Source organism: Leptospira soteropolitanensis (genome assembly GCF_026151655.1).
Classification (GTDB): domain Bacteria; phylum Spirochaetota; class Leptospiria; order Leptospirales; family Leptospiraceae; genus Leptospira_A; species Leptospira_A soteropolitanensis.
The window spans coordinates 71,329-86,433 of record NZ_JAMQPN010000006.1; the positions used below are offsets into that span (position 1 = coordinate 71,329).

The 15,105-nt window shown below is 40.0% G+C and carries 15 protein-coding genes; 4 read left to right on the forward strand and 11 right to left on the reverse strand.

What is annotated here, in order from left to right; translation table 11 throughout:
- Positions 1-29 precede the first annotated feature (29 nt).
- The 4 genes from flaA1 to ND811_RS13335 all read right to left on the reverse strand — a co-directional run bounded on the left by flaA1 (position 30) and on the right by ND811_RS13335 (position 2,633).
- Positions 30-1,016 carry a flagellar filament outer layer protein FlaA1 gene (gene flaA1, locus ND811_RS13320; protein ID WP_265352609.1) on the reverse strand — a complete coding sequence of 329 codons (987 nt, stop codon included), beginning with the start codon at positions 1,014-1,016 and terminating at the stop codon, positions 30-32.
- Between the two features lie 16 nt (positions 1,017-1,032).
- Positions 1,033-1,749 (reverse strand): flagellar filament outer layer protein FlaA2, encoded by a 717-nt coding sequence (flaA2, locus tag ND811_RS13325; protein ID WP_015680398.1) that lies wholly within the window; start codon positions 1,747-1,749, stop codon positions 1,033-1,035.
- An 11-nt stretch (positions 1,750-1,760) separates the two neighbouring features.
- Positions 1,761-1,997 (reverse strand): DNA-binding protein, encoded by a 237-nt coding sequence (locus ND811_RS13330; RefSeq protein WP_002975368.1) that lies wholly within the window; start codon positions 1,995-1,997, stop codon positions 1,761-1,763.
- 165 nt (positions 1,998-2,162) lie between these two features.
- Positions 2,163-2,633 (reverse strand): cyclic nucleotide-binding domain-containing protein, encoded by a 471-nt coding sequence (locus ND811_RS13335; RefSeq protein WP_265352608.1) that lies wholly within the window; start codon positions 2,631-2,633, stop codon positions 2,163-2,165.
- A gap of 188 nt (positions 2,634-2,821) precedes the next feature.
- Here ND811_RS13335 and ND811_RS13340 point away from each other — a divergent pair, with 188 nt between their 5' ends.
- Positions 2,822-3,442: a response regulator transcription factor gene (locus tag ND811_RS13340; protein ID WP_265352607.1), complete on the forward strand. Its 621-nt coding sequence runs from the start codon at positions 2,822-2,824 to the stop codon at positions 3,440-3,442.
- A gap of 2 nt (positions 3,443-3,444) precedes the next feature.
- Here ND811_RS13340 and ND811_RS13345 read toward each other — a convergent pair whose 3' ends face one another.
- Positions 3,445-5,850, reverse strand: a complete 2,406-nt coding sequence (locus tag ND811_RS13345; RefSeq protein WP_265352606.1) for a hybrid sensor histidine kinase/response regulator — start codon at positions 5,848-5,850, stop codon at positions 3,445-3,447.
- A gap of 170 nt (positions 5,851-6,020) precedes the next feature.
- On the opposite strand from ND811_RS13345, the gene ND811_RS13350 reads away from it, so the two are divergent.
- The 3 genes from ND811_RS13350 to groL all read left to right on the forward strand — a co-directional run bounded on the left by ND811_RS13350 (position 6,021) and on the right by groL (position 9,704).
- The gene (locus ND811_RS13350; protein ID WP_265352605.1) at positions 6,021-7,604 is read left to right on the forward strand and encodes a helicase HerA-like domain-containing protein; all 1,584 of its coding nucleotides are present in this window, start codon (positions 6,021-6,023) and stop codon (positions 7,602-7,604) included.
- A gap of 137 nt (positions 7,605-7,741) precedes the next feature.
- Positions 7,742-8,032 carry a co-chaperone GroES gene (groES, locus tag ND811_RS13355; protein WP_004784852.1) on the forward strand — a complete coding sequence of 97 codons (291 nt, stop codon included), beginning with the start codon at positions 7,742-7,744 and terminating at the stop codon, positions 8,030-8,032.
- Between the two features lie 22 nt (positions 8,033-8,054).
- Positions 8,055-9,704 carry a chaperonin GroEL gene (gene groL, locus ND811_RS13360; protein ID WP_135635952.1) on the forward strand — a complete coding sequence of 550 codons (1,650 nt, stop codon included), beginning with the start codon at positions 8,055-8,057 and terminating at the stop codon, positions 9,702-9,704.
- A gap of 88 nt (positions 9,705-9,792) precedes the next feature.
- On the opposite strand, the gene ND811_RS13365 is transcribed toward groL, so the two are convergent.
- The 6 genes from ND811_RS13365 to ND811_RS13390 all read right to left on the reverse strand — a co-directional run bounded on the left by ND811_RS13365 (position 9,793) and on the right by ND811_RS13390 (position 15,046).
- Positions 9,793-11,721: a PP2C family protein-serine/threonine phosphatase gene (locus ND811_RS13365; RefSeq protein ID WP_265352604.1), complete on the reverse strand. Its 1,929-nt coding sequence runs from the start codon at positions 11,719-11,721 to the stop codon at positions 9,793-9,795.
- On the reverse strand, positions 11,703-12,035 hold the full coding sequence (locus ND811_RS13370; protein WP_409035817.1) for a peptide chain release factor family protein: 333 nt from the start codon (positions 12,033-12,035) through the stop codon (positions 11,703-11,705). Before ND811_RS13370 ends, ND811_RS13365 begins: the two co-directional genes overlap by 19 nt.
- Positions 12,036-12,139: 104 nt before the next feature.
- Positions 12,140-12,832 (reverse strand): hypothetical protein, encoded by a 693-nt coding sequence (locus ND811_RS13375; protein WP_265352602.1) that lies wholly within the window; start codon positions 12,830-12,832, stop codon positions 12,140-12,142.
- Between the two features lie 47 nt (positions 12,833-12,879).
- Positions 12,880-13,932 carry an Mrp/NBP35 family ATP-binding protein gene (locus tag ND811_RS13380; RefSeq protein ID WP_265352601.1) on the reverse strand — a complete coding sequence of 351 codons (1,053 nt, stop codon included), beginning with the start codon at positions 13,930-13,932 and terminating at the stop codon, positions 12,880-12,882.
- An 11-nt stretch (positions 13,933-13,943) separates the two neighbouring features.
- Entirely contained in the window at positions 13,944-14,807 is an 864-nt protein-coding gene (locus ND811_RS13385) for a metallophosphoesterase family protein (protein WP_265352600.1), read from the reverse strand.
- The gene (locus ND811_RS13390) at positions 14,804-15,046 is read right to left on the reverse strand and encodes a lipoyl domain-containing protein (RefSeq protein ID WP_265352599.1); all 243 of its coding nucleotides are present in this window, start codon (positions 15,044-15,046) and stop codon (positions 14,804-14,806) included. Before ND811_RS13390 ends, ND811_RS13385 begins: the two co-directional genes overlap by 4 nt.
- Positions 15,047-15,105 lie beyond the last annotated feature (59 nt).

The window sequence follows — 15,105 nt, forward strand, 5'->3', positions numbered from 1 at the left end:
AAGGCAGTCCCTTGGAGTGAATAAGGAAACTACTTATTTTGGGAAGACCCGTTACTTCCACCACAATCGCGAATTTTCGCACCTGTGGAGATCGCACCAGACTTCTGAAGCATTTGCTCCATTTTGACCTTGGTTTTACAATCTTCTTCATCAAAGTCTAAGTTTGCCCCATCAAAGTGAACTTCGAATGTATCCGCAAGGACTCGGAGTTCATCAAAGAAAAGGTAAACCGTTTCAGGACCTGTATTGAGTCTTGAACGAATCTTAAACTGTTTAAAAATTAAGTTTCTGGTTGCTGGGAAGGCATTTGCCTCTTGTGGAATTCCTGGAGGGATAGTGATATGAAGCGGTCTCCAACCCACAAAGTCCAAAGATCCAAAAGGAAAAATATGGCTATTGCCATTATAATCTTCGATCCAACCTTCTAAGTCATATTCATTGCCACGACCGAGAACCCAAACAGAAATGGCTTTTACGTTTCCGGGAGCTTCAATCCCATAAACTTTTTCCAATTTCTTTTTGTTGTCCGCATCGATATAAGGTCTTGCACGAGTGATTTCATATTCTGGGGAACGTGGTGGACGAACTGTCACTACGTTATTTCCAGGAAAAGTAAACTGAAACTTCACCGCCAAAACTTTTGCATTTCCTGCATCTACGTTTTTCACGTCGCCTGGTTTACCAGGAACTAGTTTCACTTCTCTCATCACAAGAGGAGACTTCACCGGGTCATTGAGAACTGGAGAATATTTGTTGTTCTCATCATATTTCATGTCGCCCGTGCCATCTTTATTCACACCATCTTTGTCAGTGAATACTTCCCAACCGTAAGGCGCAGAAGAAACGGGAGAGTCCCATGATTCGATAGTGATGGCTTTGAGTTCCATTGCTGCAATATCGTTTCCGATTGGAGTTGCGACCCCATTTGAAACCTTATATTGTGCTTGGGCAAAACCAATTAGCGCGACGGACGATAGAGCAAGTAATGTTAGGATTTTTGATTTTTTGTTTTCCATTGTTCCCTTCTCCCGCTTACCAATTGTCCTTAATTTCAGATCCAGGGTATTTTGCTTCAGATCTGTCGGTTCTCACTTGGAGGTCATCTACATAAAAGTAAAAGTCCCCTGCTACTTCGTGAACATCAGATGTCACAAAAAGAGAAACGAAGTGAAGGTTTTTATCTAAAAGTGCAAATCTTGTACTTTGTGGGATAAAACCTGGAATGGTCGCAGTCAGTTTTCTCCATCCGAAGAAATCCAGACGACCCAAACGGATATTATGTGTTACGTCTTTATAATCTCTAAATTTTGCGAATAAAGTATGTCTATACTTTCTTCCAAGAACCCAAACGGAAATTTGTCTTACTTTCCCTTTGATGATGTATTCATGAGGAGGATATAATTCCACACGATCCAAACCTTTAGCAGCAAAATGTGTTTTGACTCCTAAAATATGGTTTTTTTCGACTTTATCACCACCATCTTCTGGAACGGTTTTTTCATCGAATACATCTTTGATGAGCCCGCGTTGAACGAGTTTCAAAGTTCTTGTTTCTCCGAGTGGAGTGGTAGCTTTGACTCTCCAATCCTCAGCCTCTTCAAAATCATCTAAAACGATTTTTCGAAGAGGGCTATCCTCATCATTTGCAGTGTTAGCTGTATTTTGTCCGCCAGTATCTGCCTGTGCGTACAACATTCCTATTGAAAGGAAGAGGCCTAACAACAGTTTGGTCATTCCTAATTTCCCCATGAAACTCACTCCTAAAAGGCTCCTAACTCCGGGTCTTTCGTATTCTCATTATCGGATATCCGGCTTTTAAATTGATTCAAGATTTCGATCATTCGATCGATTCCTTCTGCCGGAAGAAAGATCGAGGATTTTTTGCTATTCGACCACTCCGATACTTTCAGGTAGAATCCAGCCTGGTTTTTCTTCAAATCCACCAAGAAGGTCTTATTTTGTGTTACGATCTTCTCGGTTAGGATTTCGGGGTCCACCATGCATTCCTTCTCCCTGCCTACGTAAATAGTATCGGAATCCAAAACCCATTCCTTAGCTGTATTAAGTAGAAACTGAGGAATGGAAAAGGTTTTTTCGATAGTAGTCGATAAAAAATCTCGATTTATCCCGGTTTTTCCAATCTCTTAGCTTTGGCAGGTCTCTTATGCGAAACGTTTCCTAAGTTCCCGGGCGTATGCCAGGTCATGGGTTAACTTTCGGAGTCTGCGAATATAATAATGGGTCACTTCCTTATAGAATTTGAGCTCCATTTCTTTGTTTTTGGAAAACATATCTTGCAGATCAGCGTAGCGAAGTTCATAAAGTTCGGAATTTTCTTTGGCTTCTACTTTTGCAGATCGTTTTTCATCATCAAAAAAAGGCAATTCCCCAAAGTGGTCCCCTTCTCCGAGAGTGATGAGGTTTACGTCGTCCCCGTGGCTTGTGGCAGTGGAAATTTGCAAAGTTCCGTACTTCACAATGTACATGGACTCTGCCTCTTCTCCCATATCGTACAAAACATTTCTAGGAGGTAGGTGGACTTCCCGGATTTTTTCGGCAATGTGTAACAGTTCGTCTTGGTTTAACTTTTGGAAGAGATATATTTTTTTGAGACTCTCTACTTTAGTATTCATTCATACTCCTAGGATTTCTCTGAAAATGGGGGAATTTAGCGAATTTGCAAGAGAAAATTAAGTAGATAGACCCACGATTTTTTCTGGACAAACGGAACGGAATAGTACTAATATTTTCAATTCTCCTCGTCTACTAGGGAGAAACGCTAGGGACAAAATGGTTCCTAGTTCCATAAAAAGGGAAATTTATGACACCTAAAAAAAAGGTATTACTGGTCGAAGACCACGCAGTCACACGCGTCGGCGTAAAACATGTTGTGAACTCTTCGGCTGATTTTGAAGTCGTAGGTGAGGCAGAACATTCATCTCAAATTGCCCCTCTCTTAAACGATACTAGGCCCGACTTTGTTCTCCTAGATTTACGAATCCCAGGCGAGAACGTGCTCAATATGGTGAAAGATTGGAAAAAGGAACATCCTCATTTGAAAGTGGTTACACTCACCATGCTCGATGAACAACCGATTGTTCATTCAGCCATAGAAGCAGGTGTCGATGGTTATCTTTTAAAAAGTGATGATTTGAGTAGTCTCACCAAAAACCTAAATGAAATTGCTTCCGGAAAAACAGTTTATTCCAAAAACTTAAAACTCAGTTTCAACCGCAAACCCCAAGACGGTAAAGTGGCAAACAAAAAGGAAAAACAAATTTTGACCCTTCTTGGCCACGGGAAAACCTACCAAGAAATTGGAACAGAAATTGGTCTTTCCAAACGAACTGTAGAGTACCATGTCGGTCGACTGAAAGATAGGTTCAACGCCAAAACGGTAGCAGAACTCATCGGTCGAGCCAAAGAACAAATGTTAATCTAGGTTTATAGATCTAATAATTTTTTTACAAGTTCTACCAACTTCTCATCAGGAGATGTTTTTGTTAAAAAAGCATCTCCGCCGATTTCAATGACAGTTGTTTCTAACTTATAACCAGTATTAGGATCAGTATGCGAACTGGAAACTAGTAGAGAACGAATTTCTTCCATTTCTGAGTTCGAATACAAATCACGTAAAAAATCGAGTCCAGTTTTTTCCGGCATGGAATAATCTACAATGATTAGATCAGGTTTCAATCGCCCAACAGAAAGAAGAGCATGGTCTGGATATTCCTCTTCCCAAAGGATACAAGGCAGGTCCTTTAAAACCTTTCGTATTTGTTTTCTATACCCAGGGTTGTCATCTAGAACAAGGACTATCTTTTCAAAGTTAGGTAGTAATAACTCAAACGAAGATCCTTTCTCTTCTTCAGACTTAACGATGAGTTCAGCGCCATGCCGTTCTGCCACTTCTTTACAAAAAGCAAGACCAACGCCTGCACCCATCTCATCAGCTGTTCCCTTCCTTACAAAAAGAAATCCCTCATCCAGAATATGGTCGGCCCAATACGGAGGCATACCAATCCCTGTATCGATCACTTTGAAACTCCAATACCGATTGGATTCTGTTAAGGATATCTCTACAGTGCCTGATTCTTTTGTAAATTTCACCGCATTGGTGAGCAAATTCCAGATCAAATGTTCAATTAAGTTTGGATCCCCAATTCCAATAGAAGACTCTTCCATATGAGTGATGATGGAGATATTTTTAGGTTTTGCCATCTCTTGGACCCTCTCAATCAATTGGTCCGTTATTTGGCGAAAATCGAAGAGTTGGTAATCGGGAAAAACAGATGCGTTCTGGAACCTTGAGTATTTAATTAACTCCTCAACCATACTAAGAATGTTTTTTAGTCCAGTGGAAGCCTCTCCTAATACTTGTTTGGCCCTTTCTGGCGAAAGAGAAGGAGGAGATTCTGTAAGTAAATTAAAAACAGAAGAAATTCCGAATAGTGGAGAACGAATGTCATGAGAAACGATGGAGATAAACTTATCTTTAAGTTCTCCTGTCTTCTCCGCTTTTTCTTTTTCTTTCCTTAGTTCTATGGTTTTCCATTCCACTTCTTTTCGCAAATTCAGTGTTAAATATTCGGCAGTTTCCCAAGTATGAGCGTTTTGTTTGGAAATCACAATAGCAAGGCACATACAAAAAATGGCAAAACCGAGTTCTGTGAGCATGGGTAAGTCCCATCTTGTAAAAAATACGATGGAATCGTAAATGGTAGCAGAAAGAATCACGACTGTCCCAAAAAGAATAATACTTCCAATGTATCTTGTTTCTCTTTGCAAACAGGAGCGGATAGCGGCAATCATTGCTATGACAAGAATGAAAGCCATATAAGTTTGGCTAAAGATCAGAAGCTTTGTGTAAATAGCATAAGGTGTAGTAGCAATGATGATAAACTCAATAAAAATGGGCACCAAAAGGTATCTTCGATATTTTTCCGGAAAAAAGTTCTTTTGGTTTTGGAAAAAAAATAAAAGACTAAAGACCTGAATACCACAAAAAGCAACGTATTCCAATCGAATCTGTAACATCTCTAGCCAATCAGAGGCAACAAACCAATCCCTTGACACTCGATCAAAAAGTAAAATGCGAATGAGCCATGAAATACAGAGTAAGGAAAACCAAAGTGGGGACTTGTCTTTTCTTCGATGGATAAAAAGAAACAAATGAGAAATGGCTAAAACAAAAAATGCGGCAAAGAAAAATGCCTTTTTTCTTTCTTTGAATCTTAAGTATAATAATGTTTTGCCCACTTCACCGAGTATGGGAGAATAATATGGACCACCGCGAGAATAGAGATAGTTAGAGATTTGTAGATATATGACAGTGGAAGGTGTGGCACGAAACGATCTTGCCGTTTCTAAATAATAACCTATGGATCCTTCTTTGGTTTTAGAAACCTTCCCCGCTGAGCCAAGTAAAACGAGTCCCCTTTCCGCATTATGATAATAGGCCTTGTAGGCCGAGGAAGTTTCTCTAAGATAAAACATTAAGTTGATTGGTTCGTTTACTTTCAGTTTTAAACGATAAGTGACAAACCCGTGTGCCGGTAAATTTTGATTCACCCAATAGGCTGGAACCACAAGCCTTAGCGGTTCTTTCTTTTCGAGAGCGAGGAACTCTTCTTCTGTTTCTGGCAGTTCCCCTGGGAAGGCATCCCATTCACCTGCTAATGGGAATGGATCCAAGGTTTTGGGTTCTTCCAAAGATAGATCCAAAACACCCGCAACGATGGTCTTTGCCGGAGCCAAAGTGGGAATGGTGCGGTTACAATGGATGAAAATAAAAAGAAATAAATGGAAAATCAAAAGTTTTTGGAGGGAAAAAAAGGAAAAACGTACCACATCCAAATCTTAAAAAGAATTTCGAAAAACTCAAATCATATTAGTACGTGTACGAGAAATTTATTCTTTCTGTCCTGATTTTTTGGATAGGTCACCCCATCAAGATATTGTCATAGAAAACATTGACGAGGGATTCAAAACTGAAAGGAATAGAGGATTCGAGGGAAGTAATGGCTAAAAAATCAGATGTATTTGTTTCAAAAATTAAAGAAGGGTATCCAACAAAAGGATCACTTTACTTAGGTGCAGGAGTCTTCGATGGAGAAACATTTAAGGAAGCAAGTGTTTCTATCCCGCTGTCAACTCTCAACAGACATGGACTCATCGCTGGTGCGACGGGAACTGGTAAAACAAAAACCCTACAACTTTTGACCGAAGCATTATCAGAGGCGGGAGTTCCTGTAGTCCTTATGGACATCAAAGGAGACCTCTCTGGCCTGGCAGAATCCGGTGAAGAGAATGATAAAATCAAAGAAAGAACGAAGGCCCTTGGAATTGATTGGAAACCTTCCTCCTATCCAGTAGAATTTTTGTCCTTATCCAAAGAACCTGGGGTCCGCCTCCGTGCGACCATTGCCGAATTTGGACCAGTCCTCATCGCTCGCATTTTAGAATTGAATGATACGCAAAGCAGTGTGGTTTCCCTTGTTTTCAAATACTGTGATGATTTAGGCCTTCCGATCCTCGATACAAAAGATTTCAAAAAAGCTCTCCAATACATCAACGATGCAGGAAAAGAAGAATTGGAAAAAGAATATGGAACTGTTTCTTCTCAAAGTATCTCCATCATTTTACGAAAACTAATCGAACTCGAAGGCCAAGGGGGAGAAGATTTTTTTGGAGAACCATCCTTTGATGTGAACGATCTTATGCTTTCTGAATCTAAAAAAGGAAATGTATCTATCATTCGCCTAACAGATATTCAAACCAAACCTCGCCTTTTTTCTACCTTTATGTTATCACTCCTAACAGAAATATATGCGACCTTTCCTGAGGAAGGAGATTTAGATAAACCAAAGCTAGTTTTATTCATTGATGAAGCGCATTTAGTGTTTGATGAAGCATCAAGTGACTTACTCAAACAATTAGAAACAATGGTGCGACTCATTCGTTCGAAAGGTGTTGGGATTATTTTTTGTACCCAATCTCCCACAGACCTCCCTAAAGAAATTTTAGGTCAACTTGGTTTAAAAATCCAACATGCACTCCGAGCGTTTACAGCAAACGACCGCAAGGCGATTAAAACCGCTTCGGAAAACTACCCGGAAACAGAATTTTATGACACGAAGGAAGTGATCACTACACTCGGAATTGGTGAGGCTTTCATCACAGCTCTTAGTCCCAAAGGAACCCCCACTCCCCTAGTCCATACTTTGCTTGCTCCACCGGCTTCGCGAATGGGAACTTTGCAACCAAACGAATTAGAAGCAAAAATTAAAAAATCGCATTTAGTAAAAAAATACGAAACCACTCTCGATCGGGAAAGTGCCCACGAAATGCTTTCCAAAAAAATGGAAACCATTGCGGATGAAACCGAAGCCGCCGAAGAAGAGTCAGGCGAGAAAAAAACCAAATCCAAACGTGCCAAAGAAAAAGAAGATCCAAGTTTTGTAGAGACCCTTTCCAAAAATCCACTCGCAAGGGAAGTGGGCCGCACCGTTGCCAAAGAGGTCACAAGAGGGCTTCTAGGAATGCTCGGGGTCACACCCAAACGAGGCTCCAAACGCAAGAAAACCGGTCTTTTCGGCTTCTAAATCCAAATTAGCACTCTTTGACTGAAAGTGCTTGACGGTTCTTTCGACCAATCATTTTATGGTTCTTGGGTTTAGCACTCTTTTTGAATTGGTGCTAAACTCGGAATCATCAACAGATTGCATACAAGGAGTTACTCATGGCATCAATCAAACCTTTAGGCGACCGAGTGGTCGTAGAGCCAAAGAATGAGTCGGAAGAAAAAATCGGATCCATCATCGTACCAGACACTGCGAAAGAAAAACCACAAGAAGGGAAAGTCATCGCTGTAGGACAAGGTCGTTATGAAGACGGAAAACTCGTTCCTTTAGAAGTAAAGGTAGGAGATACAGTTCTCTACGGAAAATATTCTGGAACAGAGATCAAACAAGGCGGACGTGATTTACTCATCATCCGTGAAAGCGACATCCTCGGTGTTGTTACAAATTAATAATAGAAGGAAATAATCAATCATGGCTAAAACAATTGAATTTGATGAAACAGCTCGTAGAAAACTTCTTAGCGGAGTGAACAAACTTGCTAACGCAGTAAAAGTAACTCTTGGACCAAAAGGTCGTAACGTTGTTATCGATAAAAAATTTGGTGCACCTACGATCACTAAAGACGGTGTGACTGTTGCAAAAGAAATCGAACTAGAAGACGCAATCGAAAACATGGGCGCACAGATGGTGAAGGAAGTTTCTACAAAAACTAACGACATCGCAGGGGACGGAACAACAACTGCAACCATCCTCGCACAAGCAATCATCAATGAAGGTTTGAAAAACGTTACTGCGGGTGCAAACCCAATGGCACTCAAACACGGAATTGATAAAGCAGTTCTTTCTGCTGTAGAAGAAATCAAAAAACACGCTATCAAAATCAATAGCAAAGCAGAATACGCAAACGTTGCAACTATCTCTGCAAACAATGATCCAGAAATCGGTAACCTAATTGCTCAAGCCTTTGACAAAGTAGGTAAAGAAGGTGTGATCACTGTTGATGAAGCAAAATCAATTGAAACCACTCTTGATATCGTAGAAGGGATGCAATTTGATCGTGGATACGTATCACCTTATATGGTGACTGATCCAGAAGCAATGATCGCAACTTTTAACGATCCGTTCATCTTAATTTATGACAAAAAAATTGCGTCTATGAAAGACCTTCTTCCTGTGCTCGAAAAAATTGCACAAGCAGGAAGACCTCTTGTTATCATCGCAGAAGAAGTGGAAGGGGAAGCTCTTGCAACAATCGTTGTAAACACTCTTCGTAAAACAATTCAGTGTGTGGCTGTAAAAGCTCCTGGTTTTGGTGATAGAAGAAAAGCAATGCTTGAAGACATCGCTATCTTAACTGGTGGACAAGTGATTTCTGAAGACCTCGGAATGAAATTGGAAAACGCTGATGTGAAGATGCTTGGTCGTGCAAAAAAAGTGGTAGTGGACAAAGAAAACACAACCATCATTGAAGGTGCTGGTGCTTCTAAAGACATCCAAGGCCGCGTGAACCAAATTAAAAAACAAATCGAAGACACAACTTCTGATTACGATCGTGAAAAACTCCAAGAACGCCTTGCAAAACTTGCAGGTGGTGTGGCAGTGATTCACGTGGGTGCTGCTACTGAAGTAGAAATGAAAGAGAAAAAAGCTCGTGTGGAAGATGCTCTTTCTGCAACTCGCGCTGCTGTGGAAGAAGGAATTGTTCCTGGTGGTGGACTCACACTACTTCGTGCACAAGATGCTGTAAAAGCTCTTAAACTCAGTGGTGACGAACAAACTGGTGCCAACATCATCTTACGCGCATTAGAAGAGCCAATTCGCATGATCACTTCCAATGCAGGTCTTGAAGGATCTGTGATCGTAGAACAAGCACGTGCTCGCAAAGGAAACGAAGGATTCAATGCACTCACTATGGTTTGGGAAGACCTAATCAAAGCTGGTGTAGTTGACCCTGCGAAAGTGGTACGTTCTGCCCTTCAAAATGCTGCTTCCATTGGAGCCATGATCCTCACCACTGAAGTGACCATTACAGACAAACCGGAGCCAAAAGACGCTGCCGGTGCTGGAATGGGCGGCATGGGAGGAATGGGTGGTATGGGAGGAATGGGCGGCATGATGTAAATCATCCGCACATTTTTCTTCGATAGATTGGTTTGTCCAAACGATCGAATGCCCCCAAAGGCCTTGGAGTATAAACCCAAGGCCTTTTTTATTCCTTCACGTGTAAATAAATAATTGTGATGTCATCATGAGGAGCTTGAGAAAGTCCCGTAAAATAATGAAAGTCTGCTAGAATATTTGCCATAGAATCGAGGGATTGTTTGGCGATCGTTTCTAAAAAGGATTTAGCAAGTCGTTTTTCACCATACTCCAACCGGTCTGCATTTTCTTCCTCGGTTAACCCATCCGTATAAAATAAAAATTGGTCTCCCTTTTGAAATGTATATTCTTCTTCAACGTATGTAAGACCAGGTAATATACCAAGAGGCTTTCCTTTGGGTTTGATCTCCACAAGTTCTTTTGCCTCTGCTTTCCAATGAAAAAAAGACGGGTGACCGGCACTTGAAACTATAAATTTATGAGATTCGAAATCGATAAAAAAGTAGGTCGCCGTTGTGAATCGTCCGAAAGATTTTTTCACCAAATACTCGTTCATTGCAGAAAGTAAAAAAGAAGGATTTGCCCAATGCCTGTATGCTTGAAAAAAAGCAAATTTGGATAATGAAGCAATAATGGAAGCACCAAGTCCATGCCCCACCACATCAGCAATTAAAACTCCAAATCTCTTACTTCCTAATGCTTGAAAGTCGTAAAAGTCACCTCCTACTTCATGAGAAGGTTGGTAATGAACAGAAATTTCCATTTGTTCCCAGTTGGGAACGGAAGGAGGTAGAATGGCACTTTGAATTCTTGCGGCGGTAACTATTTCTTTTTGTAAAGTCCCGTATTTTACTTCGGAATTACGAAATAAATTTTCTCCATAAAGTGTGAGGCATACTACAAAAATAAAAAAACCCCAGTGCGATTCTCTTGGAACAGAATGCAAAAACCCAAGGGATGACAAAATATCGTGTGCATTTAGGACAAATAATGCGGATGTACCAATCACAAGTAAAATGGCTTTCGGTTTTCTTGCAACTACTTGCCCCCAGGCCACAATGATCTGTATGACAAGGGTTGGCAAACACAACCAAACAAAAGTTAAAATTGCCAAAGACATGGAAATAGTTTCTATAAATGCCAAACCAAGAATCACAACAGAAAACAGAACATGAAACTGCCACAACATCCTTATGAAATTCCATCTTCCTCCGCCAACCAATTGTTCAAAAAAATACAAACAACTAATCGGAATTAAAAACAAAGTAAGGATAAAAATGATAAAACTAGGAAAGATCGAATCATAATAAAATAATCCGAAAAATCCAGACTGTGATAAAAAGTGTATTCCCGATATAGAAGAAAACCAAGTAAAAGCAAGTAGCTGTTTTTTCTTTCGTCTTTCAAAAAGATAAAAAGAAAATAAACCGAGGACCAAAAAGAAAAATCCTAGAGAGGCAAAAGACTGACTTCTATTGGCGATGGCTTTGTGGTGTTCGGTTGGATCCCCGAGAAGAGGTGGTTCAGAAAAACCAATAGGCAGAATTCCTTCTGAAAAAAATACGATATACACATAGTTACCTAAACATTCTTTAGGGAGGAAAATGATTGGCACAAAACTTCGATTATAATTAATTTTTAATTTTTGATTTGAATGACCAGTATCATTCACGGAGTAAAAAAACTGCGATTGTAACTTCTGTTCTCCACAGTAAACATCAAAAAAATTAATAAGCCCATGTAACAATAAGGATGGCTCCTTATATCCCATAGATTCACGAAAACGGATTCGAGCTGATAAATATTTGGGACCAGTTTTTTCTAAACTCACATAAGGTATAGAATACGGCTCGTATTCTAAAGAAAGGTCTTCTATCCCTGGACTAAAATGAACTAACTCTTCTTCCGTGAGGAAGCGGTATTCCCATCCGAGGGCCCATTTAACAGATTGATAAGGAAGAAGTGAATCAAAACAAGATACAAAACAGAAAGGAAAAAAAAGAACAATGAAAATAGTTGTTACATAGGTCCGTTCCATTCCTTTTTATCTATCTCCAACTTCTTCTTCAAAGATTTACGATACTTATCTTGTTTTTTCTTTCGCAGTTTCTTTAAGTTGGAGTTGGTTTTAGAAGGATCCATTTCTTTTTCCAATTCCAAACATAATAAATCTCTCGCTTTATAACGATTGAGACCTTGAGTACGATAAATAGAACATTTGATTTGTTTTCCCGAAGGTTTATGAACCAAATGCACTGCAGTAGAAACCTTATTTACGTTTTGGCCGCCTTTGCCGCTAGCTTTTACAAATTGTTCATAAAGATCTGCTTCAGTAATTCCTAGTACTTCCATCCGTCTCTGTAGCGATAAATTCTTTTCAACAGAAACGGGAAAGGTTAAGGGCATTTGAGGATAGAGGTTAGATAGAATTGGTCAAGAAATTTTTTTCCTAAGAATCAATGAGCAGATGATTCAATTTCCAAAATGCGTCTACGCAAATCGGAAGCTGTTTCATAATTTTCAATTTGAATTGCATTAAACTTTTGAATGTATAGTCCAATGAGTTCATCACCCACTTTTCCTGGAACAGAAAGAGCTTTTTTAAAATTATCAATATCAAGGGTAGGATGGTTGTTATGGAAGTAATCTACAATACGTTCCATCTTAAGCCTAGTAGCTTCCCTAGCAATTCCAGAAGTATTCCTAAATTCTAGAGAAAGGCTTGCCAATGTTTCCAATGGTTCACTCACCTGTTCTAGATGTTCGGTTAGGCTTGTTGTTTGTGTTTTTTTCTCTTTGGCCTTACAAAACTCAACGTACCGCATTACCATTGAATTGAATTGCTCCATTCTCTCTTGTATGTACTGGTTTGCTGATTCTTTATTCTCAGGCATTTGAAAATCAGGGAGTTGTACTACATCGTAAAGATGAATATTGTCAGAGAGAATCTTCATGAGCTCTTCTTTGGAAGGAAGTGCCACGGGTGGAAAGGTAACCACTGGGTAGTTGTCCCCAATTTTTAAGAAACTAACCACCACGTTGGATGCTATGATTTTACCACCGGGCGCAATCGGGTTTTCTCCGAATACATGGCAGTATGCGATTAAATTACCTGTAGGATTTGGTTTGGAACCGCGTTCAAAATTCATAGTATATCCTTTAGACTAAGAAATATGGAAGAAGAAACAAGTGATTTTTAATCTTCCCACTGAGCAATTTGGTCTTCCAAATTTTTTGCAATGCGAAAATACGCCTCTTTTAAGGGAGATTCTTTTGCGTCAAGTAAGGCCGGTTTGCCAGATTCACCGGAACTCATAACATCCAAAGTCAAGGGAACCGATCCGAGTTCCGGCACGCCCACCTGCTTAGAGAGTTTTTCCCCTCCGCCCTTTGAGAAAACATCTGTTACATGGCCGCATTTAGGACAAGCAAATCCAGACATATTTTCTACAATTCCAAGAATTGGTACCTTTACTTGTTTAAACATGGCTGCTGCTCGTCCTGCATCAAGAACTGCCACTTCTTGCGGAGTTGTCACAATCACCGCACCATCCAAATCAATGAGTTGGGCCAGTGAAAGTTGGACATCTCCTGTTCCTGGAGGTAAATCAATAAAAAGATAATCTAATTCCCCCCAGACAACATCATATAAGAACTGTTCAATGGCTTTTCCGAGCATGGGTCCACGCCAAACGACGGGTTGGTCTTCTGTTACAAGAAAAGAAAAAGATATGAGTTTGATTCCATGTTTTTCGATGGGATAAATTTTATCTTCTTCGGATTTTAATGCAACGCGGCCGTTGATTCCAAACATTTTTCCAAGAGATGGTCCGTAAATATCCGCATCAAGAATTCCCACCTTCTTTCCGTTACGTGCAAGGGTAGAAGCAAGGTTGGCAGTGACAGTTGATTTTCCTACTCCACCTTTTCCTGATCCAACAGCGATCACCTTTTTAACACCGATGATACGATTTCCATCTTCCATCTTTAGGTTTTGGTCTACTTCAAATTTGATTTTGACCTTACCTGCACCTTCGATTTTAGAAATGAGCTGTCTTGTTTGTGCTTCGAGTCCGATTTGTAATCGTCTATCTGCATTGGGAGTTTTGATTAAAATTTCGATTCCATCATCTGTAGGAGTTACAGATGCAACCATCCCCAAACTTACGATGTCTTTTTTTAACTCAGGATGTTTCACCTGCATGAGTTGTCGTTGGATCGTTGTTAAGTCGATTTTTGAATTTGCCATAGTTTGTCCTTTTAGATAACCCCTTCCGACTCTTCGTAAAAAATCGGACTAGTCTCAATGAATTTGTCTTCGGAATAAATAAAACGACGGTAATGTGTAGATTTTTGTATCTCAATCAGGTGAAACCCACATTCATGGTTTCCGTCAGAGAGTCTCGTACTGGAAGCAGAATTCACAATTGGAAATCTAGTCTCAGGTCCCGGAAGTTTGACCCAATTGGTATGTGTGTGACCATGTAAATACAACTCAGGTGGATTGGTTTTTAACTTCTCGACCACCTCAGCTCTGTTAGTCATACGGTGCGTTTTGGATTCAATTTCGCTCGAAGGATTCCAAAGTGGATGATGGCATACTAAGATATAAGGTTCTGTAACAAGGCGAAGAGTTTTATCAATCACTTCTGGAGACACGTAACCATTGGCCGTGATCCGAGGGATGGCATAATTCGAATCCCAACCAACAAAAAGTTTCCCGCCAATTTTTTTGGATCGAATGTATGATTTTGGATCAAGAGGGTTCCCAAGCCACTCACTAAATGTTTTTTCAAATAAGGGGTTTGGTCCAAGTGCTCGTTTGTGGTAACGATCGTGGTTTCCTGGAATGATAAATGTTTTTTCCGTAAGCAAAGGACGTAAAATTTCTTTTGCATTTTCAAACTCACCTGGATGAGAAACATTTGTCAAATCACCAGAGATGATGAGTGCATCATATTCTAATTTACTAATAGCATCCACCATAGCAGAAATCAATACAAGTGGATGTTTTGATTTTCGTCTCAACCGATAGCTGAGGTATCCGACAATGGCTTTTCCACGAAGAGAAAACAAAGGAAGTTTCTTCGGGAAATGTAAGTCAGAAATATGCAGGATTTTCATTCGTTAATATCCATGATTCCGAGGATATCTCCTTTTTTCACTACCGATCCTTCTTTTATGATGATTTTTTTTAGGATTCCTGAATAGGGTGATTCCACGGGGAAAGCGGCTTTGTCGGTGACAAGTTCGACCATTTCGTCTCCTTGGGAAACAGAATCACCAACATTTCGGAGCCAACGAACCAATTCGATCTTTTCTGTATCGCCCAAATCTGGAGTTTTTAAAAGGAATTCTTTCATGGACACAATCCTTTGTCACGGAAATGAAAACTGGTTTACAAAACCCTGTTTTCCCGTTT

Bases quoted from the DNA above. Each gene is read 5' to 3' on its own strand.
- flaA1 (WP_265352609.1), bottom strand. From the start codon at position 1,016: ATGGAAAACAAAAAATCAAAAATCCTAACATTACTTGCTCTATCGTCC.
- flaA2 (WP_015680398.1), bottom strand. From the start codon at position 1,749: ATGGGGAAATTAGGAATGACCAAACTGTTGTTAGGCCTCTTCCTTTCA.
- ND811_RS13335 (WP_265352608.1), bottom strand. From the start codon at position 2,633: ATGAATACTAAAGTAGAGAGTCTCAAAAAAATATATCTCTTCCAAAAG.
- ND811_RS13340 (WP_265352607.1), top strand. From the start codon at position 2,822: ATGACACCTAAAAAAAAGGTATTACTGGTCGAAGACCACGCAGTCACA.
- ND811_RS13350 (WP_265352605.1), top strand. From the start codon at position 6,021: ATGGCTAAAAAATCAGATGTATTTGTTTCAAAAATTAAAGAAGGGTAT.
- groES (WP_004784852.1), top strand. From the start codon at position 7,742: ATGGCATCAATCAAACCTTTAGGCGACCGAGTGGTCGTAGAGCCAAAG.
- groL (WP_135635952.1), top strand. From the start codon at position 8,055: ATGGCTAAAACAATTGAATTTGATGAAACAGCTCGTAGAAAACTTCTT.
- ND811_RS13365 (WP_265352604.1), bottom strand. From the start codon at position 11,721: ATGGAACGGACCTATGTAACAACTATTTTCATTGTTCTTTTTTTTCCT.
- ND811_RS13370 (WP_409035817.1), bottom strand. From the start codon at position 12,035: ATGGAAGTACTAGGAATTACTGAAGCAGATCTTTATGAACAATTTGTA.
- ND811_RS13375 (WP_265352602.1), bottom strand. From the start codon at position 12,832: ATGAATTTTGAACGCGGTTCCAAACCAAATCCTACAGGTAATTTAATC.
- ND811_RS13380 (WP_265352601.1), bottom strand. From the start codon at position 13,932: ATGGCAAATTCAAAAATCGACTTAACAACGATCCAACGACAACTCATG.
- ND811_RS13385 (WP_265352600.1), bottom strand. From the start codon at position 14,807: ATGAAAATCCTGCATATTTCTGACTTACATTTCCCGAAGAAACTTCCT.
- ND811_RS13390 (WP_265352599.1), bottom strand. From the start codon at position 15,046: ATGAAAGAATTCCTTTTAAAAACTCCAGATTTGGGCGATACAGAAAAG.